The sequence below is a fragment of the Caballeronia sordidicola genome (assembly GCF_000729995.1).
Classification (GTDB): Bacteria; Pseudomonadota; Gammaproteobacteria; order Burkholderiales; family Burkholderiaceae; genus Caballeronia; species Caballeronia sordidicola_A.
This window is the reverse complement of sequence record NZ_JNFG01000006.1, coordinates 36,383-61,106: the sequence shown is the minus strand read 5'-3', so window position 1 is coordinate 61,106 and position 24,724 is coordinate 36,383. Positions and strand designations below refer to the sequence as shown.

Genomic DNA, 24,724 nt, shown 5'->3' with positions numbered 1-24,724 from the left:
GGAAAAGTTTCAGATCGGCTGAAAAAAAGCGGGAAAGCGTCGGCTTTTGGTCTTGAAAACGATGCGAACGCTCTTATTTGGCGTACAGGGTTAAATTTTGGGCATCCGGCTAGCGGATTCGACCGTCAACAGGTCGAAAACGCAAAAACGGAGCTGCTGCAATCAAAGTCAGGAGAGTGATAAAAATGGGCAGAATCATTGGTATCGATCTGGGCACGACGAACTCGTGCGTCGCGATCATGGAAGGCAACACGGTCAAGGTGATTGAGAACGCGGAAGGCACGCGCACTACGCCGTCGATCATTGCTTATGTGGACGACAACGAAATTCTCGTCGGCGCGCCGGCGAAGCGGCAGTCGGTCACGAACCCGAAGAACACCCTGTACGCAGTCAAACGGTTGATCGGTCGCCGTTTTGACGAAAAAGAAGTGCAAAAAGACATCGCGCTGATGCCTTACAAGATCGTGCGCGCCGATAACGGCGACGCCTGGGTCGAAGCCCGCGATCAAAAACTGGCGCCGCCGCAAATCTCGGCTGAAGTGCTGCGCAAGATGAAGAAGACCGCTGAAGACTATCTCGGCGAAGAAGTGACGGAAGCCGTCATTACGGTGCCGGCCTACTTCAACGACAGCCAGCGTCAGGCGACGAAAGACGCGGGCCGTATTGCCGGTCTGGACGTGAAACGCATCATCAACGAACCGACTGCAGCCGCGCTCGCGTTCGGTCTGGACAAGAACGAAAAGGGCGACCGCAAGATTGCGGTGTACGACTTGGGTGGTGGCACGTTCGACGTATCGATCATCGAGATCGCGGACGTTGACGGTGAGAAGCAGTTCGAAGTGCTCTCCACGAACGGCGACACGTTCCTCGGCGGTGAAGATTTTGACCAGCGCATCATCGAATACATCATCGGCGAGTTCAAGAAGGATCAAGGCGTCGATCTGAGCCGCGACGTGCTCGCGCTGCAACGCCTGAAGGAAGCCGCTGAAAAGGCGAAGATCGAGTTGTCGTCGACCGCTCAGACCGAAATCAACCTGCCGTACATCACGGCGGACGCGTCGGGTCCGAAGCACTTGAACCTGAAAATTACGCGTGCGAAGCTGGAGTCGCTGGTTGAAGACCTGATCGAACGCACGATGGAACCGTGCCGTATCGCTATTAAAGATGCAGGCGTGAAGGTCGGCGAAATCGACGACATCATCCTGGTCGGCGGCATGACGCGTATGCCGAAAGTGCAGGAAAAGGTTAAGGAATTCTTCGGCAAGGATCCGCGCCGTGACGTGAACCCGGACGAAGCCGTGGCTGTTGGCGCCGCGATTCAAGGCCAGGTTCTGTCGGGTGATCGCAAGGACGTGCTGCTGCTGGACGTGACGCCGTTGTCGCTGGGTATTGAAACCCTCGGCGGCGTGATGACGAAGATGATCAACAAGAATACGACCATCCCGACCAAGCACGCACAAGTCTATTCGACCGCTGACGACAACCAGAGCGCCGTGACGATCAAGGTGTTCCAGGGTGAGCGCGAAATGGCAGCAGGCAACAAGCTGCTGGGCGAGTTCAACCTTGAAGGCATTCCGCCGGCATCGCGCGGCACGCCGCAGATCGAAGTGAGCTTTGACATCGATGCGAACGGGATTCTCCACGTCGGCGCGAAGGACAAGGCGACCGGCAAGGAAAACCGCATCGTTATCAAGGCGAACTCGGGTCTGTCAGACGCTGAGATCGACAAGATGGTGAAGGACGCTGAAGCGAACGCCGACGAAGATCACCGTCTGCGTGAACTGGCCGACTCGCGCAATCAGGGCGACGCGCTGGTGCACAGCACGAAGAAGGCCGTGGCTGAGTACGGCGACAAGGTCGAAGCGGCTGAGAAAGAGCAGATCGAAGCGGCGTTGAAGGATCTTGAAGAAGCGCTGAAGAGCACGGCGAGCGACAAGGCCGCGATCGACGCGAAGATTGAAACGCTGGCAACGGCGTCGCAGAAACTCGGCGAAAAGATGTACGCCGACATGGCTGCAGCGCAAGGTGCAGCGGGCGCGGCAGCGGGTGGAGCGAATTCGGCGGGCGCAGGCGCAGCAGGCGGCCCCGGTGCGCAAGCGGCGCCGGAGCAGCACGACGATGTTGTCGACGCGGACTTCAAGGAAGTGAAGAAGGACTAAGTCGATTGAACCGCATCAGCAGTTCGTCGGTGAAGGTTGAACCGGTCCCGTGCGGCTTTGGTGTTGCGCGGGACCGCGACGAAAAATGTCTTGCGAGAAGTTGTTGAGCGCACGGACGAAGAACGCGCCTGGCGAGCCTAATGGCTTTCCGGGCACGTTGTTTTTTTAGAGGGCGCTGTGCTTTGTGCGGGTTGATTTGCGTACCGGTCACTTTTTGATCGCGCGAATCATGCATGTTGGCAAGGCGTCGACGAACCACATGAGTCGCAAGACTCCAGGCATCCAAGAGGGAGCTGCCGGACCTGATCTTCGATCAGGCGCGGTGGCGCTGAACCGATATGGCGAAACGGGATTACTACGAGGTTATGGGCGTCGCGAAGAATGCGAGCGACGACGAAATCAAGAAGGCTTATCGCAAGCTTGCGATGAAGCATCACCCCGACCGCAATCCGGATAACAAGGATTCGGAAGCGCGTTTCAAGGAGGCCAAAGAGGCCTACGAAATGCTCTCGGATCCGCAAAAGCGCGCGGCCTACGATCAATACGGCCATGCCGGCGTCGATCCGAACATGGCCGGTGCAGGTCAGCAAGGTTTTGGCGGTTTCGCTGACGCGTTCGGCGATATTTTCGGCGACATCTTCGGCCAGGCGGCCGGCGGTGGCGCGGGAGCCAGCCGCGGGCGCGCGGGTCCGCAGGTTTATCGCGGCGCGGATTTGCGCTACAGCATGGAAATTTCGCTGGAGCAGGCGGCGCACGGCTACGACACGCAAATTCGCGTGCCGAGCTGGGTAAATTGTGAGATTTGCAAGGGCTCGGGCGCGAAGCCCGGCACCAAGCCGGAAACCTGTCCGACGTGCCAGGGACAAGGCACCGTGCGTATGTCGCAGGGCTTTTTCAGCATCCAGCAGACTTGCCCGAAGTGTCATGGAACCGGCTCCCACATTCCTGATCCGTGCGGACATTGCCATGGCGCGGGCAAGGTGAAGGAAACGAAGACGCTGGAAGTGAAGATTCCGGCGGGCATCGACGACGGCATGCGGATTCGTTCGTCGGGTAACGGCGAGCCGGGCATCAACGGCGGTCCGAGCGGCGATTTGTACGTCGAGATTCACATCAAGCAGCATTCGGTGTTCGAACGCGACGGCGACGACCTGCATTGCCAGATGCCGATTCCGTTCACCACGGCGGCGCTGGGCGGTGAGATCGAAGTACCCACGCTGGCCGGCCGCGCGAGTTTCACCGTGCCGGAAGGCACGCAGTCGGGCAAGACGTTCCGGCTGCGTAGCAAGGGTATCAAGGGATTGCGCTCGAGCATTGCCGGGGACCTTTATGTGCATGTGCAGGTCGAAACGCCGGTCAAGCTCACCGACCAGCAACGCGATCTGCTCAAACAGTTCGAGCGTTCACTGACGGAAGGCGGAGCGCGTCATAGCCCGCAAAGCAAGAGCTGGTTCGATCGGGTGAAGAGTTTCTTCGATTGAGATTTCTTCGTTTAGGTCTTCTTCGACTCAGGCAATGATCATGCAGCAACGCAGCGAGGTTTTCGCGCTGCTCGACGATTGCGACTCGACCGCCGAAAGGCGGTCGAGTCGCCTTTACGCCGGCTTCTTGTACGAACGCTCGTGTCGTGACGCCGCGCAACTCGACGAAGTGTGTGCGAGTGTTGAAGCAGACCTGCACAACGGATTGCACGCCGTCGTGCTGGCAGACTATGAATTTGGCCGCAACCTCCAGTTAGCGCAGCCCGGCGATGCCGCGCTGCGCTTTTTGTTGTTCCGCGAGTGCACGTTGTTATCGCGTGAAGAGGCGAATCAATGGCTTGTCGCGCGTGATAACGGCCTGGCGGAGCAGCCCTCGATGGCGGGAGTGGCGAACATCGAAGCCAGTGTGTCGCGCGATGCATTCGAGCAAGCCATTGCGGCCGTTCAGGACGCATTGCTGGCCGGCGATTCGTATCAGATCAACTACACGTTCCGTCTCGCCTTCGATGTCTTTGGTTCGGCGGTCGGTTTGTATCGACGGCTGCGGGAGCGGCAGCCCGTGCAATACGGCGCGCTGATTGCGCTGCCCGATGGACGCGATGTGCTCTCGTGCTCGCCCGAGCTGTTCATCCAGCGCGCGGGCGACGTGCTGCAAGCGCGGCCCATGAAGGGTACGGCGCCCCGCAGCGCGGACCCGGAGTGGCTGCGGCTCGATCCGAAGAACCGCGCCGAGAACGTGATGATCGTCGACCTCCTGCGTAACGATATGTCGCGTGTCGCGGTCACGGGAAGTGTGCAGGTGCCGCACCTGTTTTCGGTTGAGCCCTACAAGTCGGTTTGGCAGATGACATCGACGGTGGAAGCGCGGTTGCTTGCCGGCACCACGTTCGCCGATATCCTCCGGGCACTTTTGCCCTGTGGCTCGATTACGGGTGCGCCGAAGCACAAAACGATGCAATTGATCGACGCGCTGGAAAGCACGCCGCGCGGCATTTATACGGGCGCGATCGGCTGGCTCGAAAAGAGCCGCGACTTCTGCTTGTCCGTGCCGATCCGGACGCTGGAAATACAGCACGGCAGAGGCAAGATGGGTGTTGGCGGGGGCATTGTGCTGGATAGCGTTGCCGCCGATGAATTCGAGGAGTGCCAATTGAAGGCTCAATTCCTGACCGGAGCCGATCCGGGTTTCCAGCTCTTCGAGACAACTTTTGCGACTAAGGAAGCAGGGATTCGCCATTGGGATCGCCATCTTTCGAGGCTTGAAACCAGTGCGCAGTGGTGCGGCTTTGGGCTTGACCAGACGCTGCTGCAGAAGCGTATTGAAGAAACCTGCGCGGGCTTCGAAGCGAAGGCGGGTTACCGGTTGCGGATTGCGTTGGGCAAAAGCGGCGAGATTGCCGTAACGAGCGCGCCGCTCGCGCCGTTGGCGGCGTTAACGGTCGATGTTTTGCTGGCATCGGAATATGGCTTCGCAGCGCGATCGGCGGACGATCCGTTGCTCAGGCACAAGACGACGTCGCGTGAAGAGTATGACCGTGCGTGGCGTGAGGCCGAAGCGCTAGGCGCGTTCGACATGCTGTTTTTCAATGGGCGCGGAGAGCTGACGGAAGGTGGGCGATCGAACGTGTTTGTGAAGCTTAATGGCCGTTGGAGCACGCCGCCGCTCGACGCAGGATTGTTGCCGGGCGTGATGCGTGGCGTGTTGATCGAAGAGCTGGATGCTGACGAACGCACGCTGACGCGCAAGGATCTGGACCGTGCGGAATCGTTGATGATTTGCAACGCGCTGCGTGGTGCTGTGCCGGTGCGATTGAAACGGTTGCGCTAAGCATGTGCACGCAGTTCGCTGACAGTCTCGTTGTTCGCGGCAACTTCTTCAGCGGTTGCCCAAGGAAGTTATCGTGGCCATGCGGGCCAATTCGGAACGTAGCGCACAAAACACGGCGAGAAAGGCTGCTTCGGCAAACGCCGATGCGAACAAAAACGCCGCCCCGGTCGGACCAACAAAACCCCCTTAAAACGTATGCTCCGGCCCGGGAAATGTCTTTTCCCGAACCGCTCGAACATACGCCTCGACAGCGGCAAGAATACTCGGCTGTCCTTGCATGAAGTCTTTAACAAACCGCGGCCGCTTGCCGGGAAAAATCCCAAGCATGTCGTGCAGCACCAGCACTTGGCCCGAACACTCGACCCCGGCGCCAATGCCAATCGTAGGGATGACCAACTGCTGCGTCACCTCACTAGCCAGCAGCGTAGGCACTGCTTCGATCACGATCAACTGCGCGCCGGCATCCTGAAACGCCTGGGCATCGCGGCGCATCTGGTCGGCACCGGCATCGGTTTTTCCTTGCACCTTGAACCCGCCAAACGCGTGCACCGATTGCGGCGTCAACCCCACATGTCCGCAGACGGGGATCGACCGGTCGACGAGAAACTTGACGGTATCGGCGACCCATTCTCCGCCTTCGATCTTCACCATCTGCGCACCCGCGCGCATCAACTGCACCGCGTTTGCATAGGTTTCCTCGCGCGAGCCGACCGTACCAAACGGCATATCCGCAACAACCAGTGCGTTCTTGTTGCCGCGAGCGACCGCTGCAGTGTGATACGCGATATCGGCCAGCGTCACGGGCAGCGTCGTGCCATGCCCTTGCAGCACGTTTCCAAGCGAATCGCCAATCAGCAATACATCGACGCCCGCGCGATCCAGCAACGCGGAAAAACTCGCGTCGTAGCACGTCAGCATCGTGATCTTTTCGCCGGCTTCGCGCATGGTCCTGAGCTTCGGGACGGTGATCGCGGAGCGGCTGGTTTCCTGCAAATAAGCCATGAGAATTTCCACATCGACTAGATATGAGACGGCACGCCTGCGCGCAAGCCGGACGGACTTAAAGTGACGTGCCCTTGACAAAGAATTCCTTGCGCCCACGCATGGTTTCAATGCGGTCGACCAGCAGCGCCAGATCGGCGTCCGATTCCAGCGGATTCAGGTGCTCGGCGTTCACCGTGAGCAGCGGTGTTGCGTCGTAGTGATAGAAGAAGTCATTGTAGGCGTCGCAAAGGGCGCGCAGGTACGCGTCGGGAATCTGCAATTCCATCGGCAGTGCGCGCTTTTGAATGCGCGCGAACAACACCTCGGGACTGGCCTGCAAGTACACGACGAGATCGGGCGCGGGCGCGGGGGTATCGAAGCGCCTGGCGACTCCACGGAACAACTCGAATTCGTCGTCGGGGAGCGTCAGGCGTGCAAACAGTGCCGTTTTTTCAGTGATGAAATCGGTGATTAGCGGAGCGCTCGCGGCTTGTCCAGGAAGTCCCGGCCCACCCAGCAGCGCCGCTCCGACTTCTTGCGATAGCTGTGCGCGCTGCAGCGCGAACTGCAATTGCGTAGGTAGCGCGTATCGCGTGTTGTCGCGATAAAACCGCTCGAGAAACACGTTCTCCTGCGGGCGCTCGAACAGCGTGCGCATTGACCATCGTTCGGCGAGCAAGCGCGCGAGCGTGGTCTTGCCGACGCCAATGGGCCCTTCAATCGCGATGTACCGATGCGGCGGGCGCAACTGCGGCGCGGTGACGGTGAGGGGCGACATGCTCATGGGCTATTCACCTTTCGGGCGTCGCGTCGCGGAATTCCAGGCTTCGCGTCGCAGATTTTTAGACTTCGCGTCGCCAAATTCAGGCTTCGCGTCGCCGAATTTTAGGCTTCGCGTCGCGAAGAGCAGCGGGAAGCGGATAACGGGCACTGATGTGTCGCCACTTTTTCGATCCGTTGATCCTGAACCGAGGCGAGAAACGCATCGGCGCGGCCGCGTTGGGCGATGACCACATCGCGGTCGAGTTCGATCAGCGGCACGAGTGTAAACGCGCGCTCGGTGAGACGCGGGTGGGGCACGACGAGATCGGCTTCCTCGATGCAGGAATCGCCGTACAGCAGGATGTCGATATCGAGCGTGCGCGGTGCGTTCCGGTACGGCCGCTCGCGTCCGAAATGGCTTTCTATGCCGTGGCATAGCCGCAGCAACTGGCGTGCGGCGAGGGTGGTATCTATCTTGACGACGCAATTGAAGTAGTCGTCGCCACCGGCGTCAATAGGCGCGGTGCGATAGAGGCTCGATTTCGCGAGCACGGTGATCGTGTGTTGCTGGGCAAGACACACCACTGTGTCTTTCAAGGTCTGGCGCGCTTCACCAAGGTTTGCGCCCAGGCCCAGATAAGCTACCGTCATGGCATGAATCCTACGACTGTCGTTCGGCGAAACAGGACTCAAACGCGTTGATCGAAATGATCAAAACACGCGCACGGTCCGTGTCAATCGTCGCGCTGGCCACCGCTTTCGTCGCCATACCGCACATCACGCACGTCACGCTCTTCGCGATTGTCGTGAGCTGACCCTTCTACGGTGCCCGCGCCGCCCTCCATTCCGTCACCCGGCCTGCGGCTTCTGGCGTTGCTGCTACGCCGCCGTCGTTTCTTGGGTGCCCGGTCCTTCCCGCCTTGCGAAAGCAGTGACTCTCGCGCAGCAGCGTCCCCTTCGATGAAATCCGTCCACCACTGACCAACCGATGCATCCAGTTCGCCGGATTCGCATCGCAGCAGGAGGAAATCATAACCCGCCCTAAACCTTTGGTGTTCCAGCAGCTTCATCGCGCTTCTGCCCGAGCGTTTTTCGAGCCGATGTTGCAAGCCCCAAATCTCGCGCATATCCGATGAAAAGCGCTTGTGGATAGCGAGTTTTTCGGTCTGCATGTCGAGCACGTCGTCCATGGCCTGATGCAGCGCGGGCACGGGGAATCCACCGGCCGCCGTGTACTGCTCCCAGCGTGTCTGCATGTCATTCCAGAGCAGCGTGGCGAACAGGAAGCCTGGCGATACACCCTTGCCGGCGCGCACGCGCTCGTCGGTATTGGTCAGCGCGAGCGTGATGAATTTCTCGCCGTGCGGGGACTCGAAGATCACGTCGAGCAGCGGCAATACGCCGTGATGCAAACCTTCGGCGCGCAGCCGCGTCAGGCACGCGAGCGCATGGCCTGAGAGCAGCAGCTTGAGCATTTCATCGAAGAGACGGGCGGCGGGAACGTTGCTGATCAGGTCGGCCAGTTCTGCGATCGGCGCACGCGTGGCGGGCTCGATCTCGAAGCCGAGCTTCGCGGCAAAACGCACGACACGCAGCATGCGCACCGGATCTTCGCGGTACCGTGTGGCAGGGTCGCCGATCATGCGCAGCAAACGTGCGCGGATGTCGGCCATGCCGTCGTGATAGTCCAGCACGGTTTGCGTGGCCGGATCGTAATACATGGCGTTGATGGTGAAGTCGCGACGCGTGGCGTCTTCGTGCTGCTCACCCCACACGTTGTCGCGCAGTACGCGGCCGCTGGCATCCACGGCATGCGTACGTGTGTCCATCTCGCCGCGTCGCAGACGGGGCGGAGGTGGTGAGGGCGGTGCATCGGCGGGGGTATCGACGAGCGCACGGAACGTCGACGTCTCGATGATGTCCTGCCCGAACTGCACGTGCACGATCTGGAACCGCCGGCCAATGATGCGCGCGCGGCGGAACAGCTTCTGCACCTGGTCGGGCGTGGCGTCCGTTGCAACGTCGAAATCTTTCGGCGCGACGTTCAGCAGCAGGTCGCGCACGGCGCCGCCCACGATAAACGCACGATGCCCGCCTTGCTGCAGGCCTTCGGTCACGCGAATCGCGTTCTTTGAGATCAGCGATGGGTCGATGCCGTGCACGTCCGCCGCCAGAATCACCGGCACGTTGGGATCGCGCTTCGCCACGGCGGGAGCCGCTTTCTTGCGCGTGCTCTTGCGGGCGGGTTTTACATCGTCGGAGAGCGGGGCGGTGGCCGGGGTCTCTTCTTTGGCGCTTTCCTGGCCGAACAGCTTGCGGATGAGTTTTTTAATCACGTGGGGAGAAGATTTCCAGGATGCGCCAGCCGCGGGCTTGCGCGTGGGTGCGCAGGGTGTCGTCGGGATTGGTCGCGATCGGGTCGGTGACTTTCTCGAGTAGAGGAATGTCGTTGTGCGAGTCGCTGTAGAAGTAGCTGTGTTCGAAGTCGTTCAGGCTTTTTCCCATGGACGCGAGCCACGCTTCGGTACGCACGATCTTGCCCTCTCGATAGCTCGGCGTGCCCGTTGCGCGGCCGGTCAGCTCGCCGTTGGGGATATTGTCGACCGTTTCGACCTCGCACGCGATCAATGCTTCAATTCCGAACGCCTGGCCGATCGGCGCCGTAATGAACGCGTTCGTGGCGGTGACAAGGCAGCAGAGATCGCCGGCTTCCTGGTGCTTGCGCACGAGTTCCAGCGCGGCTGGAGCAATGGTCGGCGTGATGACTTCGCGCATGAATTGCGCGTGCCAGTCGTCCAGTTGAGCGCGCGGGTGCTGGGCGAGCGGTGAAAGCTGGGCTCTCAGGTACGCGTGGATATCGAGCGTGCCGGCTTTGTAGTCTTCGTAGAACGCGTCGTTTTGCCTGGCGAACTTCTCAGCGTCGACAATGCCGAGCTTCGCCATGAAGCGACCCCATTCGTGGTCGCTGTCCGTCGGGATGAGCGTGTGATCGAGATCAAAAAGGGCTAGGTTCATGGGAGCGCATTTTACTTGAAGCGGGTGGAAGCGTTCGCTGGCTGCTCGCGGCGGGAAGATGGGCTTGAAAAGCGGCTAAAAAAGGTCGGTCTGCGGGCGCGGTGCATCGTCTTCTTTTGCGGCGAGCATCGTGCGTAATAACGGCAGCGTCACGGCGCGTTTTTGTTCCAGCGAAAAGCGGTCGAGTTCATCGAGCAAGGTCATGAGGCTTGGCATGTCGCGGCGAAAATGCCTGAGCAGATAAGCGGGGACGTCGTCGGCCAGCGCGATGCCGCGCTCGTGAGCCGCGTGTTTCAGCGCGGCCGCCTTGCTTTCGTCGGAGAGAGGCGTGAGCTGGAACACCAGTCCCCAGCCGAGGCGCGTGCGCAAATCTTCCCTCACCGATAACCCCAGCGGCGCCACATCGCCCGTTGCCACCAGGGCGCTGGCCGGATGCGCGCGCACCTCGTTGTACAGGTTGAAGAGCGCGATTTGTTGGGCGCCCGACAGCCGCTCGCAGTCGTCGATTGCGTAGATGCTCGCCGTGGGATCGAACGTGAACGCGGCGAGCGGCGCTTGCGGGCTCAGAAAGCGCGCCCGTCCGTTCGCTTCGTGCACCAGCGCCTGCAGCAAATGGCTGCGGCCACTGCCGGCTTCGCCCCAGACGTAGAAGGTCCGGTCGGCCACCGGGCCGGCTGCGAGCGCACCGTCGAGTTCGCGCAGACGGGTCACCAGTTCGTGGTTGCCGGCGGCGAAAAAATTATCGAAGGTGGCGAGCGGCGGCGTGCCGAGATCGAGCGTCAGTTGGCGTTGCACGGGCAATCGGTTCCGTCAGGGCGTATCTTGAAAAGCGGCGCGCTCAGTATGCCGATGCCCGGTTTATGCCGTGGCGAAAGGGGTTGAGCGCAGGGTCGAGTTTCCAGCCGGATGGGCGCGAGTCTCGAAAAGGGTTTGGTGCGGTGTTTCGGAGTCAGGGCCGCGAACTGCGAGAAATCCGGCCGGGCGGCTGGCATCGGTTAAAATCTCATTTTACCGACCTTCTCGCCGATCCCCCATGAATCAACCGAAATCCGCCCCAGACGCCCAAGGTTTGTCCTATCGCGACGCGGGCGTGGACATCGACGCCGGCGACGCGCTTGTCGACCGGATCAAGCCCTTTGCCAAGAAAACCATGCGCGACGGCGTGCTGGGCGGGATTGGCGGATTCGGTGCGCTGTTTGAAGTACCTAAACGATACAAAGAGCCGGTGCTGGTATCCGGCACGGACGGCGTGGGTACGAAGCTGCGGCTGGCGTTTCAATTGAACAAGCATGACACGGTGGGTCAGGATCTGGTCGCCATGAGCGTCAACGACATCCTGGTGCAGGGCGCCGAGCCGTTGTTTTTCCTCGATTATTTCGCCTGCGGCAAGCTGGACGTGGATACGGCGGCGACCGTGGTGCAAGGGATTGCGCAGGGGTGCGAGCTTGCCGGTTGCGCGTTGATTGGCGGTGAAACTGCTGAAATGCCGGGCATGTATCCGGACGGTGAGTACGATCTGGCCGGGTTCGCGGTGGGCGCGGTGGAGAAGAGCAAGATTATCGATGGCTCGACCATTCAGCCGGGTGACGTCGTGTTGGGTCTTGCATCGTCGGGTATTCATTCGAATGGCTATTCGCTCGTGCGCAAGATCATTGAACGTGCACAGCCCGACCTGAATGCCGATTTCGATGGACGTTCGCTCGCCGACGCGTTGATGGCGCCTACGCATATCTACGTGAAGCCGTTGTTGTCGCTGATGTCGCAGATGGCTGTGAAGGGCATGGCGCATATCACCGGCGGCGGGCTGATTGAAAACATTCCGCGGGTTCTGCGCGACGGCCTGACGGTCGAGTTGGATCATCGGGCGTGGCCGTTGCCGCCGTTGTTCTCGTGGCTGCAGAAGCATGGCGGTGTGGCTGACGCCGAAATGCATCGGGTGTTTAACTGCGGGATCGGGATGGTCGTCGTAGTCGCCGCTGGCGATGCTGAAGCCGCAACGGGGCTTTTGTCGGCGGCGGGTGAGCAGGTTTGGTCGATCGGCGTGGTGCGCGATTCGCTTGCGGGAGAAGCTCAGACTGTAGTGGCGTAGGTTTTCGCTCGCGCCGGTGGACCGGAAGGGGTTGCCGGCGCGCGAGGTTTGGGGGCAATCGTGGGTTGGTGCTTTCGGTGTTAGCGGTCGGGGTCGTTGCCGGGTTGCTGCTGCTTGAGTTAGCGGTCTGCCTGAGTCGGATTTTCTCTTTATCACTTTTAGCCACTGTGCGTGGCGGCACGTCATTTCTTTGTCCAAAGCGACAAAGAAACGAAGCAAAGAAAACGCTTTCAGAACGAGGGCTCATAAGTTGACCCAGCGTGCAGTTTCCGCGTTTTTGGCACCCCAAAAGCACGGTGCTCGCCAGAACCACGGATGTGTGAACCCCTCTTTCTCCGAACACGGATACCCACACGCTTCGCCACCAGTGACTGAACCTGCCCAAGGTTCACCCCGCGCTATCCGCGGACAACCACCCATCGAATTTGTACGCACGTCCAACCACGTCGCCAACCCGCCTCGAAACAAGGCCGCACGATGGGTGAGGCCGTACCCCAAAAAATAGCTGCGCAGATCAAGCAACCAGCCGATCAAGACATGAAGCAGTAAAGACGCGTACGGCCGAGCTGGCTCTCGGGCAAGCGTGCTTGCCCGAGAGCGTACGGGGCGAAGCGTGTGCGTGTAAGAATTCGCGAGAAGGAGGGGTTCACACATCCGTGGTTCTGGCGAGCACCGTGCTTTTGGGGTGCCAAAAACTTGGAAACTGCACGCTGGGTCAACTTACGAGCCCTCGTTCTGAAAGCGTTTTCTTTGCTTCGTTTCTTTGTCGCTTTGGACAAAGAAATGACGTGCCGCCACGCACAGTGGCTAATAGTGATAAAGAGAAAATCCGACTCAAGCAGACCACCAACGCCGAAAGCAGCAACCCGGCATTGACTCAGACCGCTAACCCTGGAACCTGGCACCCCGGCATCAACCCCGACCGCTACCCCCAGAACCTAGCACCCCGGCATCAACCCCAGACCACTCCCCGGCCAACCCCAAAACCCCCAAACCGCTAACCCCGAGTGCCAACTCAAACCACCGGCATGGGCGCCAGCAGCGCCTCAATATCCTCGGCAGAAAACTTCGCTGCCCCGGCCGCGTCCTCACGCAAGATACTATCGGCGAGAGCGGCTTTGCGGCCCTGCATGGCCACAATCCGTTCTTCAATACTCCCCGCCACAATCAGCTTATAGACGAACACCGGTTTCAATTGCCCAATCCGATGCGCCCGATCCGTCGCCTGATTCTCCGCCGCCGGATTCCACCACGGATCGTAATGAATCACCGTGTCCGCAGCGGTCAGATTCAACCCCACGCCTCCCGCCTTCAGGCTGATCAAGAACAACGGCACCTCGCCGTCCTGAAAACGCGTCACCGGCGTGATCCGATCAGTCGTATCGCCCGTCAATGTGACGTACGGCAGCCCGGCTTCATCGAGTGCGGCAGCAATAATCGCCAGCATCCCGGTGAACTGCGAAAACAGCAGCACCCTACGCCCTTCCTCAAGCAACTCCGGCAGCATATCGAGCAATAAATCGAGCTTCGCCGATTCTTCCATACGCCCAGCCCGCGCCAGCTTCACTAACGCCGGATCGCAGCAAACCTGCCGCAACTTCAGCAACGCCTCGAGCACGACAATATGGCTGCGCGCCAAACCCTGGTCCGCGACGGCCATCCGCACTTTTTCCTGCATCGCGATCCGCACGGTTTCGTACAGGTCGCGCTGTGCGCCCTCGAGCGCCACGGTCCGCACAATGGTCGTTTTCTGCGGCAATTCCTTCGCGACCTCATCCTTCCTTCGACGCAGCATGAACGGCCGAATCCGGCGAACCAGCAAATCTCGCCGCACCGGGTCATCGTATTTTTCGATCGGTGTGCGCCAACGCTTCGTGAAATCCTTCTGTGTCCCAAGGAAACCGGGCAGCAAGAAATCGAATTGCGCCCACAGCTCACCGAGGTGGTTTTCCAACGGCGTTCCAGTCAGGCACAACCGATGTCGCGCGCTTAAATCGCGGATACCCTTCGCCGCCTTGGTCGCGACGTTCTTCACAATCTGCGCTTCATCAAGGATCAGCAGGTGGTACTCATGCAGCGACAACATCGCCTGATCGCGCCACAGCAGCGGGTACGTGGTCAGCACGAGATCGTGTTCGCCAATCTGATCGAACCGTTCCTTGCGTTGCGGCCCATGCAGGTCCAGCACTCGCAGATCCGGCGCAAACTTTTTCGCTTCCTCACGCCAGTTGTGAACCAGCGTGGTTGGCAACACCACCAGCACCGGCCGGTCCAGCCGTCCCGACTCTTTCTCGACCAGGATGTGCGCCAGCGCCTGCACGGTTTTGCCGAGACCCATGTCATCGGCGAGAACACCCGACAGATTGCGCTCGCGCAAATACTGCATCCAGTTCAGCCCTTCGCGCTGATACCCCCGAAGTTCGGCATGCAAACCAAGCGGCACGGGTACTTCCCGCAACCCCGGCCCTTCCTGCAAACGCTGCGCAAGCTCGCGAATAGAAAGGTCGCCGTGGAACTCCCAGCGGGCCGTGTTGCTAAGCGCTTCCAGCCGCCCGGCGTCCTGTTCGGAAACCCGCAACGGATGCGTGCCGATGGTATCGAAGAGATCGATCAGCACCCGCACCACCGGCTTGATCCGCGCCGCCCGCACCCGCAACCGCTCGCCGAGATCCGTCTTGAGTTCGATGCCTTCTTCGTCGGGAATTGAATCGATGGCGCCTGCCAGCCAGCGCCGGTCGCGCTGGAACAAATCAGCCAGAAGCGGTTCGAGCCGAACGCTACGGTCCCCCACGGCAATGCCGAGTTCCAGGTCGAACCAACCGTCGGTGCCTTGGCGCGCGCTGCCCTGGATGTCGTCGATCTCAATGAAGTCGAAGCGAAATTCCGGCGACATGCTCACGCGCCAGCCGTCCTCGCGCAATGCGGGCAGCGCGTCGTTGGTGAACACGGCCCACGCGTCGGGCACGGGCAAGCCAAGCACGCCGCTCGGGATGGGCTTGGGTCCAAAACGCTGATGCGAGGGAATCTGGCGGAAGCCGAGATCGTAGAGCGCGGCCAGGTAACGCGCTTCCACGTCGTGACGGCGCCTCACCTGAACCATCTCGCCGGACGCGGCGCGCATGACCGTGGTGGCGCGCGTGGGGTCAATGTTGAAACCGTCGTAATCGAAACTCACGATGGCAAAGTCGAGCACGTTCGCGGCGGTGCGTTCGTCGCGGGGACGCCAACTGCTATTGACCGGCCGTGTGTCGAGCACGAGCACCGGCACCGGTTCCGTATCGATAATTCGCACGTTCAGCGTTTCCGGCTCCGGCGGCGGGGGCAGGTCGGAGTCGACTTCACGCAGCATCGCGCTGACCAGCGGCGCTTCGGCGAGCGAGATGGGCGGCATCGACAAATAATCGGCCAGTTGCCGCGCGGGTTGCGGCATATCGACGATGCCCGCTTCACGTGTTTGCGCGTCGGCGAACCACAGCGGTTCGGTGGGAATGACCAACGTGGCGGGCGGTTCCGTTTGCAGCACGGGACGCACGCGATCGTCCGGATCGGGCGTCCACTCGATTCGTCCTGGCCGTTGCTCACCTTCACGCAGCGGCTGGCGCGGCTCCGAGGCGTCGTGGTCGGCCGGCATGGCGCTGAACAACCGTCCCGTCGCCAGCATGCGCTGTAGCAGATCCGCGCCTTCTTCGCCGTGGAGCCCGAAGCCGCCGAAATCGTTGCGGGACCGTCCAATGACGAGTCCCCGCACGATGCTCATGTCTTCATCGCTGACGAACTTCGGCTGCTTGACAAGCGCCGCGTCCAGGTTGGTCCACGGCCGGTCCAGGGTCTGGAACGAACCCTCGGGACTGAGCCGCACCTTATGCAGCGCGACTTCGGCGGTGCGCATGATGCGCGACGTTCCCAGCACATAAACGAGTGCCAGCGCACCGGCCGACTCGCCGGGCTTTTTCGCGGAGGCGCTTCGAGTGGAGGCGAAACGCGAGCGGAATCCTTCAAGCCAGCCCGCCACTTCCGGGCGCACGCTTTCGGACTCGCGCGGCCTGTCCGCGGCGCTCGCGAGCAACACGGCGGCAGCGTGCTTGCAGCCGAATCCGACCGGGCACGAACAATGGCCTCGCGCGGAAATCTTGCCGTGGTTGTCGCTGAACATCACCTCCACGGTATAAGGCTGGCGTTGCGTGCCCTGGACGCTGGCGCGCAGTACGTCTTCATCCCAGTGCAGCCGTTTCACCTCGTCCACATAGCCGCGCGCCTTCGCAACGGTATGCGAGCCGAGCCATTTGATGATTTGAGCCGTGTCATACACAAACGCCGGCATCAGCAACCCCGCCCGTGCATGGCCGTTCCTGTCTCACCCTGTCTTGCCGCCATCCGCTCGATCACCGTCTACTCACCGTTCCCTGCGTTCCAATAGTTCCAGCAAGCCGCGCAGGGCGAACGCCGTCGCCTGCGTGCGAATCTGCTCGCGATCGCCCTTGAATTGCTGCGTCTCGACCGCCGTGTGCAAGCGGTTGCTCCATGCAAAAGACACCATGCCGACGGGCTTCGTTTCCGTGCCGCCGCCCGGTCCGGCCACACCGGTGATCGACAGCGACACCTGCGCCCGGCTATTCCTCAGCGCGCCTTCCGCCATGGCTTTGGCAACCGGTTCGCTGACCGCGCCGTGGCGCTCGATCATGTCGGCCGGCACGCCGATCATCTCGGTCTTCGCCAGGTTCGAATAGGTGACAAAACCGCGCTCGAACCACGCGCTGCTGCCGGAAATATCGGTCATGGCGGCGGCGACCATGCCGCCGGTGCACGATTCGGCGGTCGCGAGCATCAGCCGCTCGTCGCGCAATTTATTGCCGGCACGGATGGCGAGCTGGTGGACGACTTTATCGGTAGCCATGGCAAAGCCTCGGGTGGGGGCGGTCGGAAACGTGAGATGCAGGCACGGCGGGTTTCAGCAAAGAAATCAAATGGTCATGCGCCATAGCGCGATCACGAGCAGCGTGAAGAACGCAGCGGCAATGTCGTCGAACATGATGCCGAAACCGCCTTTCAACTGGCGGTCGAAATATCGGATGGGCGGCGGTTTCACCATGTCGAAAAAACGGAACACGATGAACGCCCACAACTGCCCGGTGAACGTGGCCGGCGTGACGAACAGCAACACCAGCCAGAACGCGATGATCTCGTCCCACACCACCGGCGACGGATCGGAAATGCCCATTTTCTTCGCCGTGAAACCGCAGAACCAGCAGCCGGCCACGAAGCCCACGGCGATCAGCACGGCCCACTCGGCAACCGTCAGGTGCGGGTTGAACACCACGAACGACGCCCACGCGAACAAGGTGCCGACCGTGCCGGGCGCGATCGGCGACAAGCCGCTGCCGAAGCCGAGTGACAAGATATGCAGCGGATGCGACAGCATGAAGCGCGCGCTTGTCCGGCGCGATGGTTTCGGGCGTGGTGTGTCGTCGATTGTGTCGATGATCGGATCAGTCTGCATGAAAATGGTCGAAGCCTGTGTCTGGCAGAGAAACCGGACCGGTTTTGTTGCGCCAGCCAATGAGCGGCAGGGGCAGGTCTTGGGCCGCGCTTGACGTGCCGGAAGCCGCTCGTCTTTCGGCGGCCAGACCCTCGATTGTACCGATACGCGTCAACAAAATTTTCTGCGCCTTTCCGATCCGCTCGATGTCGGCCCTCACGGTGACCGGCGCGGTGAAGCAGAGTTCGTAGTCGTCGCCGCCCGCCACGATGCAATTCACCTGCGCGGTTTCGGGCAGCGTGGCGAGGGTGCCGGAGCGCGGTATCTGATCGATGTTCACCGTCGCCCGCACCTGCGAGCGCTTCAGGATATGGAGCAGGTCGCCGGCGAGACCGTCGGAGATATCGAGGGCCGCATGCGCGATTCCCCGCAACGCGATGCCGAGCGCCACGCGCGGTTCCGGCTGTTCGAGCGCCTTGATTGCGATAGCTTCGTCGGCAGGATCTTTCATCGACCATTCGCCGCGGCGGATACCGAGCCCGGCTCGCGCGCCGCCGAGCACGCCGGACACCCAGATGTCGTCGCCCGGGCGCGCTGCGTCGCGACGCAGCGCCTGCGCGGCCGGGACATCGCCGAATACAGTAATGCTGATGCACACGTGCGGGCCGCTGGTGGTATCGCCGCCAATCAGCTCGCAGCCGTGCTGCTTCGCCATTTGGAAGAGACCGCTGCTGAATGCTTCGAGCCAGCTTTCATCGGCTTTCGGCATCGATAACGCAAGGGTGAACGCGCGCGGCTTCGCGCCCATGGCGGCAAGGTCCGAGAGGTTCACTGCCAGCGCCTTGTAACCCAGCGACCACGGCGAGACATCGGGGAAAAAATGGCGGCCCGAGACCAGCATGTCGGTGGAGATTGCCAGGTGCTCGCCGCGCTTCGGGGCGAGCAGCGCACAGTCGTCGCCGATGCCGAGCGTCGCCTTCGGCTCGTCGTCCGTTGCCGGGAACGCGGCAGCGGGCTGGGAGAAATATCGGTCGATCAGGGAAAACTCTGAGAGCATCAGCGATCCGGCAATGTCGAGGAAGAGAGTAAGAGACGATGTGCGTCTGTTGACGCGCGTTTCATCTCAATAAGGGAATTTTGCGGCGTGAACCCGCTGCCGGCGTGGCGGTCATGCTGCTTTTCCAGGCCTTGTCCAAGTGGGCTATGCGCCGCGAATTGCCGGTATAGCCATCCGGAGAGCCCGTCGATTGGCGCTACAATGCATTCGAACTTCTATTCTAATCTTGCCTTCAGACCGACGCCTCATGACCACTCCAGCCGATAACGCCAAAGCCAAACTCCGCGAAGCCGCGCTCGATTACCACGAGTTTCCGACTCCCGGCAAAATCGCGATTGCCCCCACCAAGCAGATGATTAACCAGCGGGATCTCGCGCTGGCCTATTCACCGGGCGTGGCTTTCGCGTGCGAGGAAATCGTCGCCGATCCGCTGAATGCCGCGCGTTTTACCGCGCGCAGCAACCTGGTCGGCGTCGTGACGAACGGCACCGCGGTGCTCGGGCTTGGCAATATCGGCCCGCTCGCGTCGAAGCCGGTCATGGAAGGCAAGGCGGTGCTGTTCAAGAAGTTCGCCGGTATCGACGTGTTCGACATCGAGCTGAACGAGATGGACCCGCTGAAGCTCGTCGATGTGATCTGCGCTTTGGAGCCCACGTTCGGCGGCATCAATCTGGAAGACATCAAGGCGCCGGATTGCTTCATCGTGGAGCGGGAATGCCGCAAGCGCATGAAGATCCCGGTTTTCCACGACGACCAGCACGGCACGGCAATCGTGGTCGCGGCGGCTCTTACCAACGGCCTGGTCGTGGTCGGCAAGAAGATTGAAGAAGTGAAGCTGGTTGCCTCGGGCGCGGGCGCGGCAGCCCTGGCCTGCCTGGACCTGCTGGTTGAACTCGGCATGAAGCTCGAAAACATCATCGTGACCGACCTGGCCGGCGTGGTCTACAAGGGCCGCGTCGAACTGATGGACCCTGACAAGGAACGTTTTGCGCGCGAAACCTCGGCGCGTACGCTCGCCGACGTGATGGAAGGCGCTGACGTGTTCCTCGGCCTGTCTGCCGGCGGAGTGTTGAAGCAGGAGATGGTCAAGGGCATGGCACAAAAGCCGCTGATTCTAGCGCTCGCCAACCCGACGCCGGAAATCCTGCCGGAACTCGCGCTGGAAGTGCGCCCGGATGCAGTGCTTGCTACGGGCCGTACGGACTACCCGAATCAGGTCAACAACGTCCTTTGTTTCCCGTTCATTTTCCGCGGCGCGCTCGACGCCGGTGCAAGCACGATCACGCGCGAGATGGAAATTGCCGCGGTGAACGCGATCGCGGAACTGGCGCGGCAGGAACAAAGCGATATCGTGGCTACCGCTTACGGCATCCAGGACTTGTCGTTTGGTCCCGAGTACCTGATTCCGAAACCGTTCGATCCACGCTTGATCGTGAAGATCGCACCCGCCGTGGCCAAGGCCGCGATGGAGTCAGGCGTGGCCACGCGTCCTATTGAAGACATGGACGCCTACGAACAGCATTTGCAGCAGTTCGTCTATCACAGCGGCACGACCATGAAGCCCGTATTCCAGCTTGCCCGCAGCGTGGAGCCGGACAAGAAGCGCATTGTGTTCGCCGAAGGCGAAGAGGAGCGCGTGCTGCGCGCCGTGCAGATCGCGGTGGACGAGAAGATCGCCAAGCCGATCCTGATCGGACGCCCGGCCGTGATCGCGCAGCGCATCACGAAGTACGGTTTGCGTTTGACGGCGGGCGTGGATTTCACCGTTGTGGATACGGACCACGACGAGCGGTATCGCGACTTCTGGCAGACGTACCACACCATGATGGCCAGGAAGGGCATCAGCGCGCAGATGGCGAAGCTGGAGATGCGCCGCCGTACTACGCTTATCGGCGCGATGCTGGTCAAGAAGGGCGAAGCGGACGGCATGATCTGCGGCACGATCAGCACGACGCACCGGCATCTGCATTTCGTCGATCAGGTGATCGGCAAGAAGGAAGGCTGCAGCGTCTATGCGGCAATGAACGCGCTGGTGCTGCCGGGCCGGCAGATTTTCATTGTCGACACGCACGTGAATGTAGACCCCACCCCCGAGCAGCTTTGCGAAATCACGATCATGGCGGCGGAAGAAGTGCGCCGTTTCGGTATCGTGCCGAAAATCGCGCTGCTGTCGCATTCGAACTTCGGTACCAGCAACGCGCCGACAGCCATTAAGATGCGCGACACGCTGGCATTGCTGCGCGAGCGTGCGCCGGATCTGGACGTAGACGGCGAAATGCATGGCGACGTGGCGCTGGATGCCAACCTGCGCCGCGAAGTCCTGCCGGAGTCCACGCTGGTGGGCGACGCGAATTTGCTCGTACTGCCGAATATTGATGCCGCGAATATCTCGTACAACCTGCTAAAGACGGCGGCCGGCAATAACATTGCCATTGGGCCCATGCTGCTGGGCGCGGCTCAGCCGGTGCATGTGCTGACGGCCTCGGCTACGGTGCGCCGGATCGTCAACATGACGGCGTTGCTGGTGGCGGACGCCACGGCCGTGGCGCGGTAAGGGTTCAAAGCTCGCGGGGTAAAACCCGCGGGATCTGAACACGCGCAGGGGTGGCGGGTTCGAGTAGAACTCCGGGAAGAGGGATTGCAGAAGAGGGATTGCGACGAGTAGCCGCAATCCCTCTTTTAATTTGTGCGATCTTCGCTTGGCATGGACGGAGCAACTGCTCGACATCACTGCCGGAATCTCGCGGCTTGCCGCGGTCCCGGACGAAAAAAAGCGTGCCGGAAGATCCGGCACGCCACGAGGCATGCAAGGGGATTTGCTTTCTCCTCCAAACAGCGATGATGCCGGCTTTGCGCCGTGGGAGCTTCGCGAGAGAGGCGACGCTGGTTCCACTCCCCAAACCATGCATGAAGTCATTATTCAACCAAATGGGATAAATGTATCTCAGTTTAGTCCTAATTATGATCGAGTCCTATTTTTCGGTCGTCAATCAAAAAGCGCTGGCGAGCCGCATATAACGGGCAGCTACGAGGCGAAAAGCGCCTGAAAAACGGGCATCTTCCGAACCAACGTTGATTCCCGGTGTCATTAGCGATACCCTTACGTCTTTCGTGCGACACGCATGCTCGTGTCCGTCAGCCCCACGCTACGGGGCATCGACTTGTCGGCGAAAGCTGACCATTGGTTGGCACCTTGTGGCCAACAACTTGTAGAGAAGCGAGACCCGGTAGGGCATATTGGGTTTCGCCATAGGCGAGATTTCGGTATGTCGTCCAGTACCGAGGATCGCATTGCAATGGCCTGATTTCCGTCAGGACCCGCCCAGTCAGCGGCTTCATCTCCGCCGACCGGGCGGATTGATGTTTGCAATTCCCGCGCTTTTAGCAACGGATTCGTTACGCGATACGAGCGAAAAGCTCGATGTGTCATTGTTCGACTCGTTCCAGATTTCCGGCGCGAGTAGTGAACCTGCTATACGACTAGCAGTAGCCTAGGAGGACATGCGTCACTGGTAACGGTGGGGTGTGAAGCTTCTCCAACAACGTAGCCCCCGGATGTTCGGGCAGGTGTGCGCTGCGAGGCGTGCATCTGGAGACTCCTAGCAGCAATGGGGTCGAGGAGCTAGGCTGGCTGATATGGTTAATGTAAGTGAACTGCTGATAAACCTCGTGATAAGGATGTATGCCAAAGCTGCTGTTAGGCATCGACCAAAATGGTGTGCGGTCGGATAACTCGTTGAAAGGTCGGGTTACGTCGTCATTGGACCGTCGGGGAATAGGTGGAACCTAAGTCAGTCGTGTGACATGTCGGGAACGTGGCAAGCCCGTATGGTTGCCGGCGCTGTTTGGCTGGCAGGCGGACCGCAAGGAACGCTGTCGATTGTGCGGGTATGGGAGGACGGAAAAAGCGAATGCCGGGCTGTAATGGTCCGGATAGGGGTTGAGACATTACCTCACGCGAAAGCGGGCAGACTTCCGTCTGGTCTACCGTCGCAAGATGGCTGACTGACCCTTAGTAACTTGGTTAGGTACGGATGCATGCGTTCGTACTGAGAGTAATTTTTGTTCCCCAGCGGGGCGTATCTGCCCCGCTGGGGGAGATGCGTCTTCTGCTTGGGGACTTTTCCGAGTAGGAGAGCAGCATGAAAGTATCTGGTCGAAAGACTGGATCTGCGCTTTCCCATGCGCCGGATGACTGGTACGCCGTTGATTGGCGTCGGGTTGAACGGAACGTGAGGGGGATGCAGATTCGAATTGCGAAGGCGACGCGGGAAGGCAAATGGCGCAGAGTGAAAGCTCTGCAACGGATGTTGACCCGCACGTTGTCCGCAAAGCTGTATGCGGTACGACGTGTTACGCAGAACCAGGGTGCGCGAACGGCGGGAGTCGATCGCGAGCTATGGGATTCGCCTGAAAGTCGACGGCTTGCCGTCGACCGGTTGAAGCGGCACGGATACAAGCCTCTGCCTTTACGGAGGGTCTTTATCCCCAAGGCCAATGGGAAGGAACGCCCTCTGGGCATTCCGACCATGCATGACAGAGCGATGCAAGCTCTGTATTTGCTGGCGTTGGAGCCAGTGGCAGAGTCAACGAGCGATCCGAACTCGTACGGGTTCAGGCGTCATCGCTCAACGGCCGACGCCATGTCTCAGATATTCAAGACCATGTGTCATCGAGTTTCGGCTCAATGGGTGCTGGAGGCGGATATCAAGGGTTGCTTTGACCACATCAATCATGACTGGCTGGAGCGCAATGTCCCAATGGACACGGCGATCCTCCGGAAGTGGTTGAAGGCTGGCTTGATTTACCAAGGTCAGTTACAGGCGACGGAGGCTGGTACGCCGCAGGGAGGGATCATCTCCCCGACGTTGGCGAATGTGACGTTGAACGGGCTGGAACGGGAACTGACTGTGCACTTAGGTGCTCGGTTTGGCATCGTAAAGGCCAAGAAGTTGAAAATTAATGTGGTGCGGTACGCGGACGACTTCGTTATTACCGGGGACTCGCAAGAGGTACTGGCAAATGAAGTCCGGCCTTGGGTGGAGGCATTCCTTGCGGTTCGAGGTTTGCAACTATCAGAGGAGAAAACGCGGATAACCCACATTGATGACGGCTTCGATTTCCTTGGGTGGAATTTCCGGAAATATTCGGGGAAACTGCTCATCAAGCCTAGCCGGAAGAATGTGCAGACGTTCTTTCGCAACGTGGCGGATACGGTCAATAGCAACAAATCGATTCGGCAAGAAGGGCTGATCCGACTTCTGAATCCGATGCTACGGGGCTGGGCGCAGTATCACAGTCCCGTGGTTGCCAAGCAGGCGTACACCCGTATGGAGCATCTGGTTTTTCAGAGACTCTGGCGGTGGTCAAAGCGGCGACATCCGCAGAAGAATGCCGATTGGGTGCGGACTAAGTATTTTCGCACCATTGGCGATCGACGGTGGGTATTCGGCGTTCCCATGACGCGCGACGATGGAAGCAAGTGGTTGTTTGAGTTGTGTCAGCTCAGCGACACGCCTATCAAGCGACACAAGAAGATCAAGGGGGATTTCAATCCCTTTGATCCGACGTGGGAGCAGTATGGTGAGCAGTTGCGGCAGGATCGCATGTGGGAATCGATGCGATATCGCAAACAATGGGCTAGCTTGTACATGTCGCAAGGCGGCTTGTGTGCTCATTGTGGCTGTGATCTGACGGATGAAACGGGTTGGCACGAACATCATCTGGAATACCGGATGCATGGAGGTACCGATGCGTTGTCTAACAGAGTGTTACTTCACCCCCACTGTCATCAGCGAGTGCACGCTGGTAAACTTGTTGTGACGAAGCCGGTTCTGTCGTAAAACAGAGCTTTGATTGTAGGCTTGAGCTGT

General features: G+C 60.3%; 17 protein-coding genes. 7 read left to right on the top strand and 10 right to left on the bottom strand.

The window, feature by feature from the left end; translation table 11 throughout:
- Positions 1 to 185: 185 nt before the first annotated feature.
- From dnaK to pabB, 3 genes are all read left to right on the top strand, one after another.
- Positions 186 to 2,159, top strand: a complete 1,974-nt coding sequence (gene dnaK / locus FH08_RS0106000; RefSeq protein ID WP_031357459.1) for a molecular chaperone DnaK — start codon at positions 186 to 188, stop codon at positions 2,157 to 2,159.
- A gap of 338 nt (positions 2,160 to 2,497) precedes the next feature.
- Entirely contained in the window at positions 2,498 to 3,640 is a 1,143-nt protein-coding gene (dnaJ, locus tag FH08_RS0105995) for a molecular chaperone DnaJ (protein WP_031357458.1), read from the top strand.
- Between the two features lie 34 nt (positions 3,641 to 3,674).
- Complete coding sequence (pabB, locus tag FH08_RS0105990; RefSeq protein WP_031357457.1) at positions 3,675 to 5,468, top strand: aminodeoxychorismate synthase component I; 1,794 nt, start codon at positions 3,675 to 3,677, stop codon at positions 5,466 to 5,468.
- 186 nt (positions 5,469 to 5,654) lie between these two features.
- Here pabB and panB read toward each other — a convergent pair whose 3' ends face one another.
- The 6 genes from panB to hda all read right to left on the bottom strand — a co-directional run bounded on the left by panB (position 5,655) and on the right by hda (position 11,030).
- On the bottom strand, positions 5,655 to 6,470 hold the full coding sequence (panB, locus tag FH08_RS0105985) for a 3-methyl-2-oxobutanoate hydroxymethyltransferase (RefSeq protein WP_031357456.1): 816 nt from the start codon (positions 6,468 to 6,470) through the stop codon (positions 5,655 to 5,657).
- A 58-nt stretch (positions 6,471 to 6,528) separates the two neighbouring features.
- Complete coding sequence (locus FH08_RS0105980) at positions 6,529 to 7,236, bottom strand: deoxynucleoside kinase (RefSeq protein ID WP_031357455.1); 708 nt, start codon at positions 7,234 to 7,236, stop codon at positions 6,529 to 6,531.
- A gap of 101 nt (positions 7,237 to 7,337) precedes the next feature.
- Positions 7,338 to 7,865: a 2-amino-4-hydroxy-6-hydroxymethyldihydropteridine diphosphokinase gene (gene folK / locus FH08_RS0105975; protein ID WP_031357454.1), complete on the bottom strand. Its 528-nt coding sequence runs from the start codon at positions 7,863 to 7,865 to the stop codon at positions 7,338 to 7,340.
- Positions 7,866 to 7,948: 83 nt separating this feature from the next.
- Complete coding sequence (gene pcnB / locus FH08_RS0105965; RefSeq protein ID WP_035565439.1) at positions 7,949 to 9,550, bottom strand: polynucleotide adenylyltransferase PcnB; 1,602 nt, start codon at positions 9,548 to 9,550, stop codon at positions 7,949 to 7,951.
- On the bottom strand, positions 9,543 to 10,229 hold the full coding sequence (locus FH08_RS0105960) for an HAD family hydrolase (RefSeq protein WP_031357452.1): 687 nt from the start codon (positions 10,227 to 10,229) through the stop codon (positions 9,543 to 9,545). The genes pcnB and FH08_RS0105960 overlap by 8 nt, the downstream gene beginning before the upstream one ends.
- A 75-nt stretch (positions 10,230 to 10,304) precedes the next feature.
- Entirely contained in the window at positions 10,305 to 11,030 is a 726-nt protein-coding gene (gene hda, locus FH08_RS0105955) for a DnaA regulatory inactivator Hda (protein ID WP_031357451.1), read from the bottom strand.
- Positions 11,031 to 11,262: 232 nt separating this feature from the next.
- Here hda and purM point away from each other — a divergent pair, with 232 nt between their 5' ends.
- A complete protein-coding gene (gene purM, locus FH08_RS0105950) occupies positions 11,263 to 12,318 on the top strand; it encodes a phosphoribosylformylglycinamidine cyclo-ligase (RefSeq protein WP_031357450.1) in 1,056 nt (351 codons plus the stop codon).
- A gap of 1,015 nt (positions 12,319 to 13,333) precedes the next feature.
- Here purM and FH08_RS0105945 read toward each other — a convergent pair.
- The 4 genes from FH08_RS0105945 to thiL all read right to left on the bottom strand — a co-directional run bounded on the left by FH08_RS0105945 (position 13,334) and on the right by thiL (position 18,851).
- The gene (locus FH08_RS0105945; protein WP_031357449.1) at positions 13,334 to 16,639 is read right to left on the bottom strand and encodes a DEAD/DEAH box helicase; all 3,306 of its coding nucleotides are present in this window, start codon (positions 16,637 to 16,639) and stop codon (positions 13,334 to 13,336) included.
- Between the two features lie 72 nt (positions 16,640 to 16,711).
- Positions 16,712 to 17,212 (bottom strand): CinA family protein, encoded by a 501-nt coding sequence (locus tag FH08_RS0105940; protein ID WP_031357448.1) that lies wholly within the window; start codon positions 17,210 to 17,212, stop codon positions 16,712 to 16,714.
- 66 nt (positions 17,213 to 17,278) lie between these two features.
- Positions 17,279 to 17,815 (bottom strand): phosphatidylglycerophosphatase A, encoded by a 537-nt coding sequence (locus tag FH08_RS0105935; protein ID WP_031357447.1) that lies wholly within the window; start codon positions 17,813 to 17,815, stop codon positions 17,279 to 17,281.
- On the bottom strand, positions 17,805 to 18,851 hold the full coding sequence (thiL, locus tag FH08_RS0105930; RefSeq protein ID WP_031357446.1) for a thiamine-phosphate kinase: 1,047 nt from the start codon (positions 18,849 to 18,851) through the stop codon (positions 17,805 to 17,807). The genes FH08_RS0105935 and thiL overlap by 11 nt, the downstream gene beginning before the upstream one ends.
- Positions 18,852 to 19,098: 247 nt before the next feature.
- Here thiL and FH08_RS0105925 point away from each other — a divergent pair, with 247 nt between their 5' ends.
- The 3 genes from FH08_RS0105925 to ltrA all read left to right on the top strand — a co-directional run bounded on the left by FH08_RS0105925 (position 19,099) and on the right by ltrA (position 24,694).
- Positions 19,099 to 21,405, top strand: a complete 2,307-nt coding sequence (locus FH08_RS0105925; RefSeq protein ID WP_031357445.1) for an NADP-dependent malic enzyme — start codon at positions 19,099 to 19,101, stop codon at positions 21,403 to 21,405.
- Positions 21,406 to 21,550: 145 nt separating this feature from the next.
- Positions 21,551 to 21,898, top strand: coding sequence for a hypothetical protein (locus FH08_RS51680; RefSeq protein ID WP_152602743.1), 348 nt, complete (start codon positions 21,551 to 21,553; stop codon positions 21,896 to 21,898).
- A gap of 1,095 nt (positions 21,899 to 22,993) precedes the next feature.
- A complete protein-coding gene (gene ltrA, locus FH08_RS0105920; RefSeq protein ID WP_031357444.1) occupies positions 22,994 to 24,694 on the top strand; it encodes a group II intron reverse transcriptase/maturase in 1,701 nt (566 codons plus the stop codon).
- Positions 24,695 to 24,724: the final 30 nt, after the last annotated feature.

Excerpts from the sequence above, each read along its gene's own strand:
- dnaJ (WP_031357458.1), top strand. The coding sequence starts at position 2,498 with ATGGCGAAACGGGATTACTACGAGGTTATGGGCGTCGCGAAGAATGCG.
- purM (WP_031357450.1), top strand. The coding sequence starts at position 11,263 with ATGAATCAACCGAAATCCGCCCCAGACGCCCAAGGTTTGTCCTATCGC.
- FH08_RS0105940 (WP_031357448.1), bottom strand. The coding sequence starts at position 17,212 with ATGGCTACCGATAAAGTCGTCCACCAGCTCGCCATCCGTGCCGGCAAT.
- FH08_RS0105925 (WP_031357445.1), top strand. The coding sequence starts at position 19,099 with ATGACCACTCCAGCCGATAACGCCAAAGCCAAACTCCGCGAAGCCGCG.
- ltrA (WP_031357444.1), top strand. The coding sequence starts at position 22,994 with ATGAAAGTATCTGGTCGAAAGACTGGATCTGCGCTTTCCCATGCGCCG.
- folK (WP_031357454.1), bottom strand. The coding sequence starts at position 7,865 with ATGACGGTAGCTTATCTGGGCCTGGGCGCAAACCTTGGTGAAGCGCGC.
- panB (WP_031357456.1), bottom strand. The coding sequence starts at position 6,470 with ATGGCTTATTTGCAGGAAACCAGCCGCTCCGCGATCACCGTCCCGAAG.
- FH08_RS0105960 (WP_031357452.1), bottom strand. The coding sequence starts at position 10,229 with ATGAACCTAGCCCTTTTTGATCTCGATCACACGCTCATCCCGACGGAC.
- pabB (WP_031357457.1), top strand. The coding sequence starts at position 3,675 with ATGATCATGCAGCAACGCAGCGAGGTTTTCGCGCTGCTCGACGATTGC.
- dnaK (WP_031357459.1), top strand. The coding sequence starts at position 186 with ATGGGCAGAATCATTGGTATCGATCTGGGCACGACGAACTCGTGCGTC.
- FH08_RS0105980 (WP_031357455.1), bottom strand. The coding sequence starts at position 7,236 with ATGAGCATGTCGCCCCTCACCGTCACCGCGCCGCAGTTGCGCCCGCCG.
- FH08_RS0105945 (WP_031357449.1), bottom strand. The coding sequence starts at position 16,639 with ATGCCGGCGTTTGTGTATGACACGGCTCAAATCATCAAATGGCTCGGC.
- FH08_RS0105935 (WP_031357447.1), bottom strand. The coding sequence starts at position 17,815 with ATGCAGACTGATCCGATCATCGACACAATCGACGACACACCACGCCCG.
- thiL (WP_031357446.1), bottom strand. The coding sequence starts at position 18,851 with ATGCTCTCAGAGTTTTCCCTGATCGACCGATATTTCTCCCAGCCCGCT.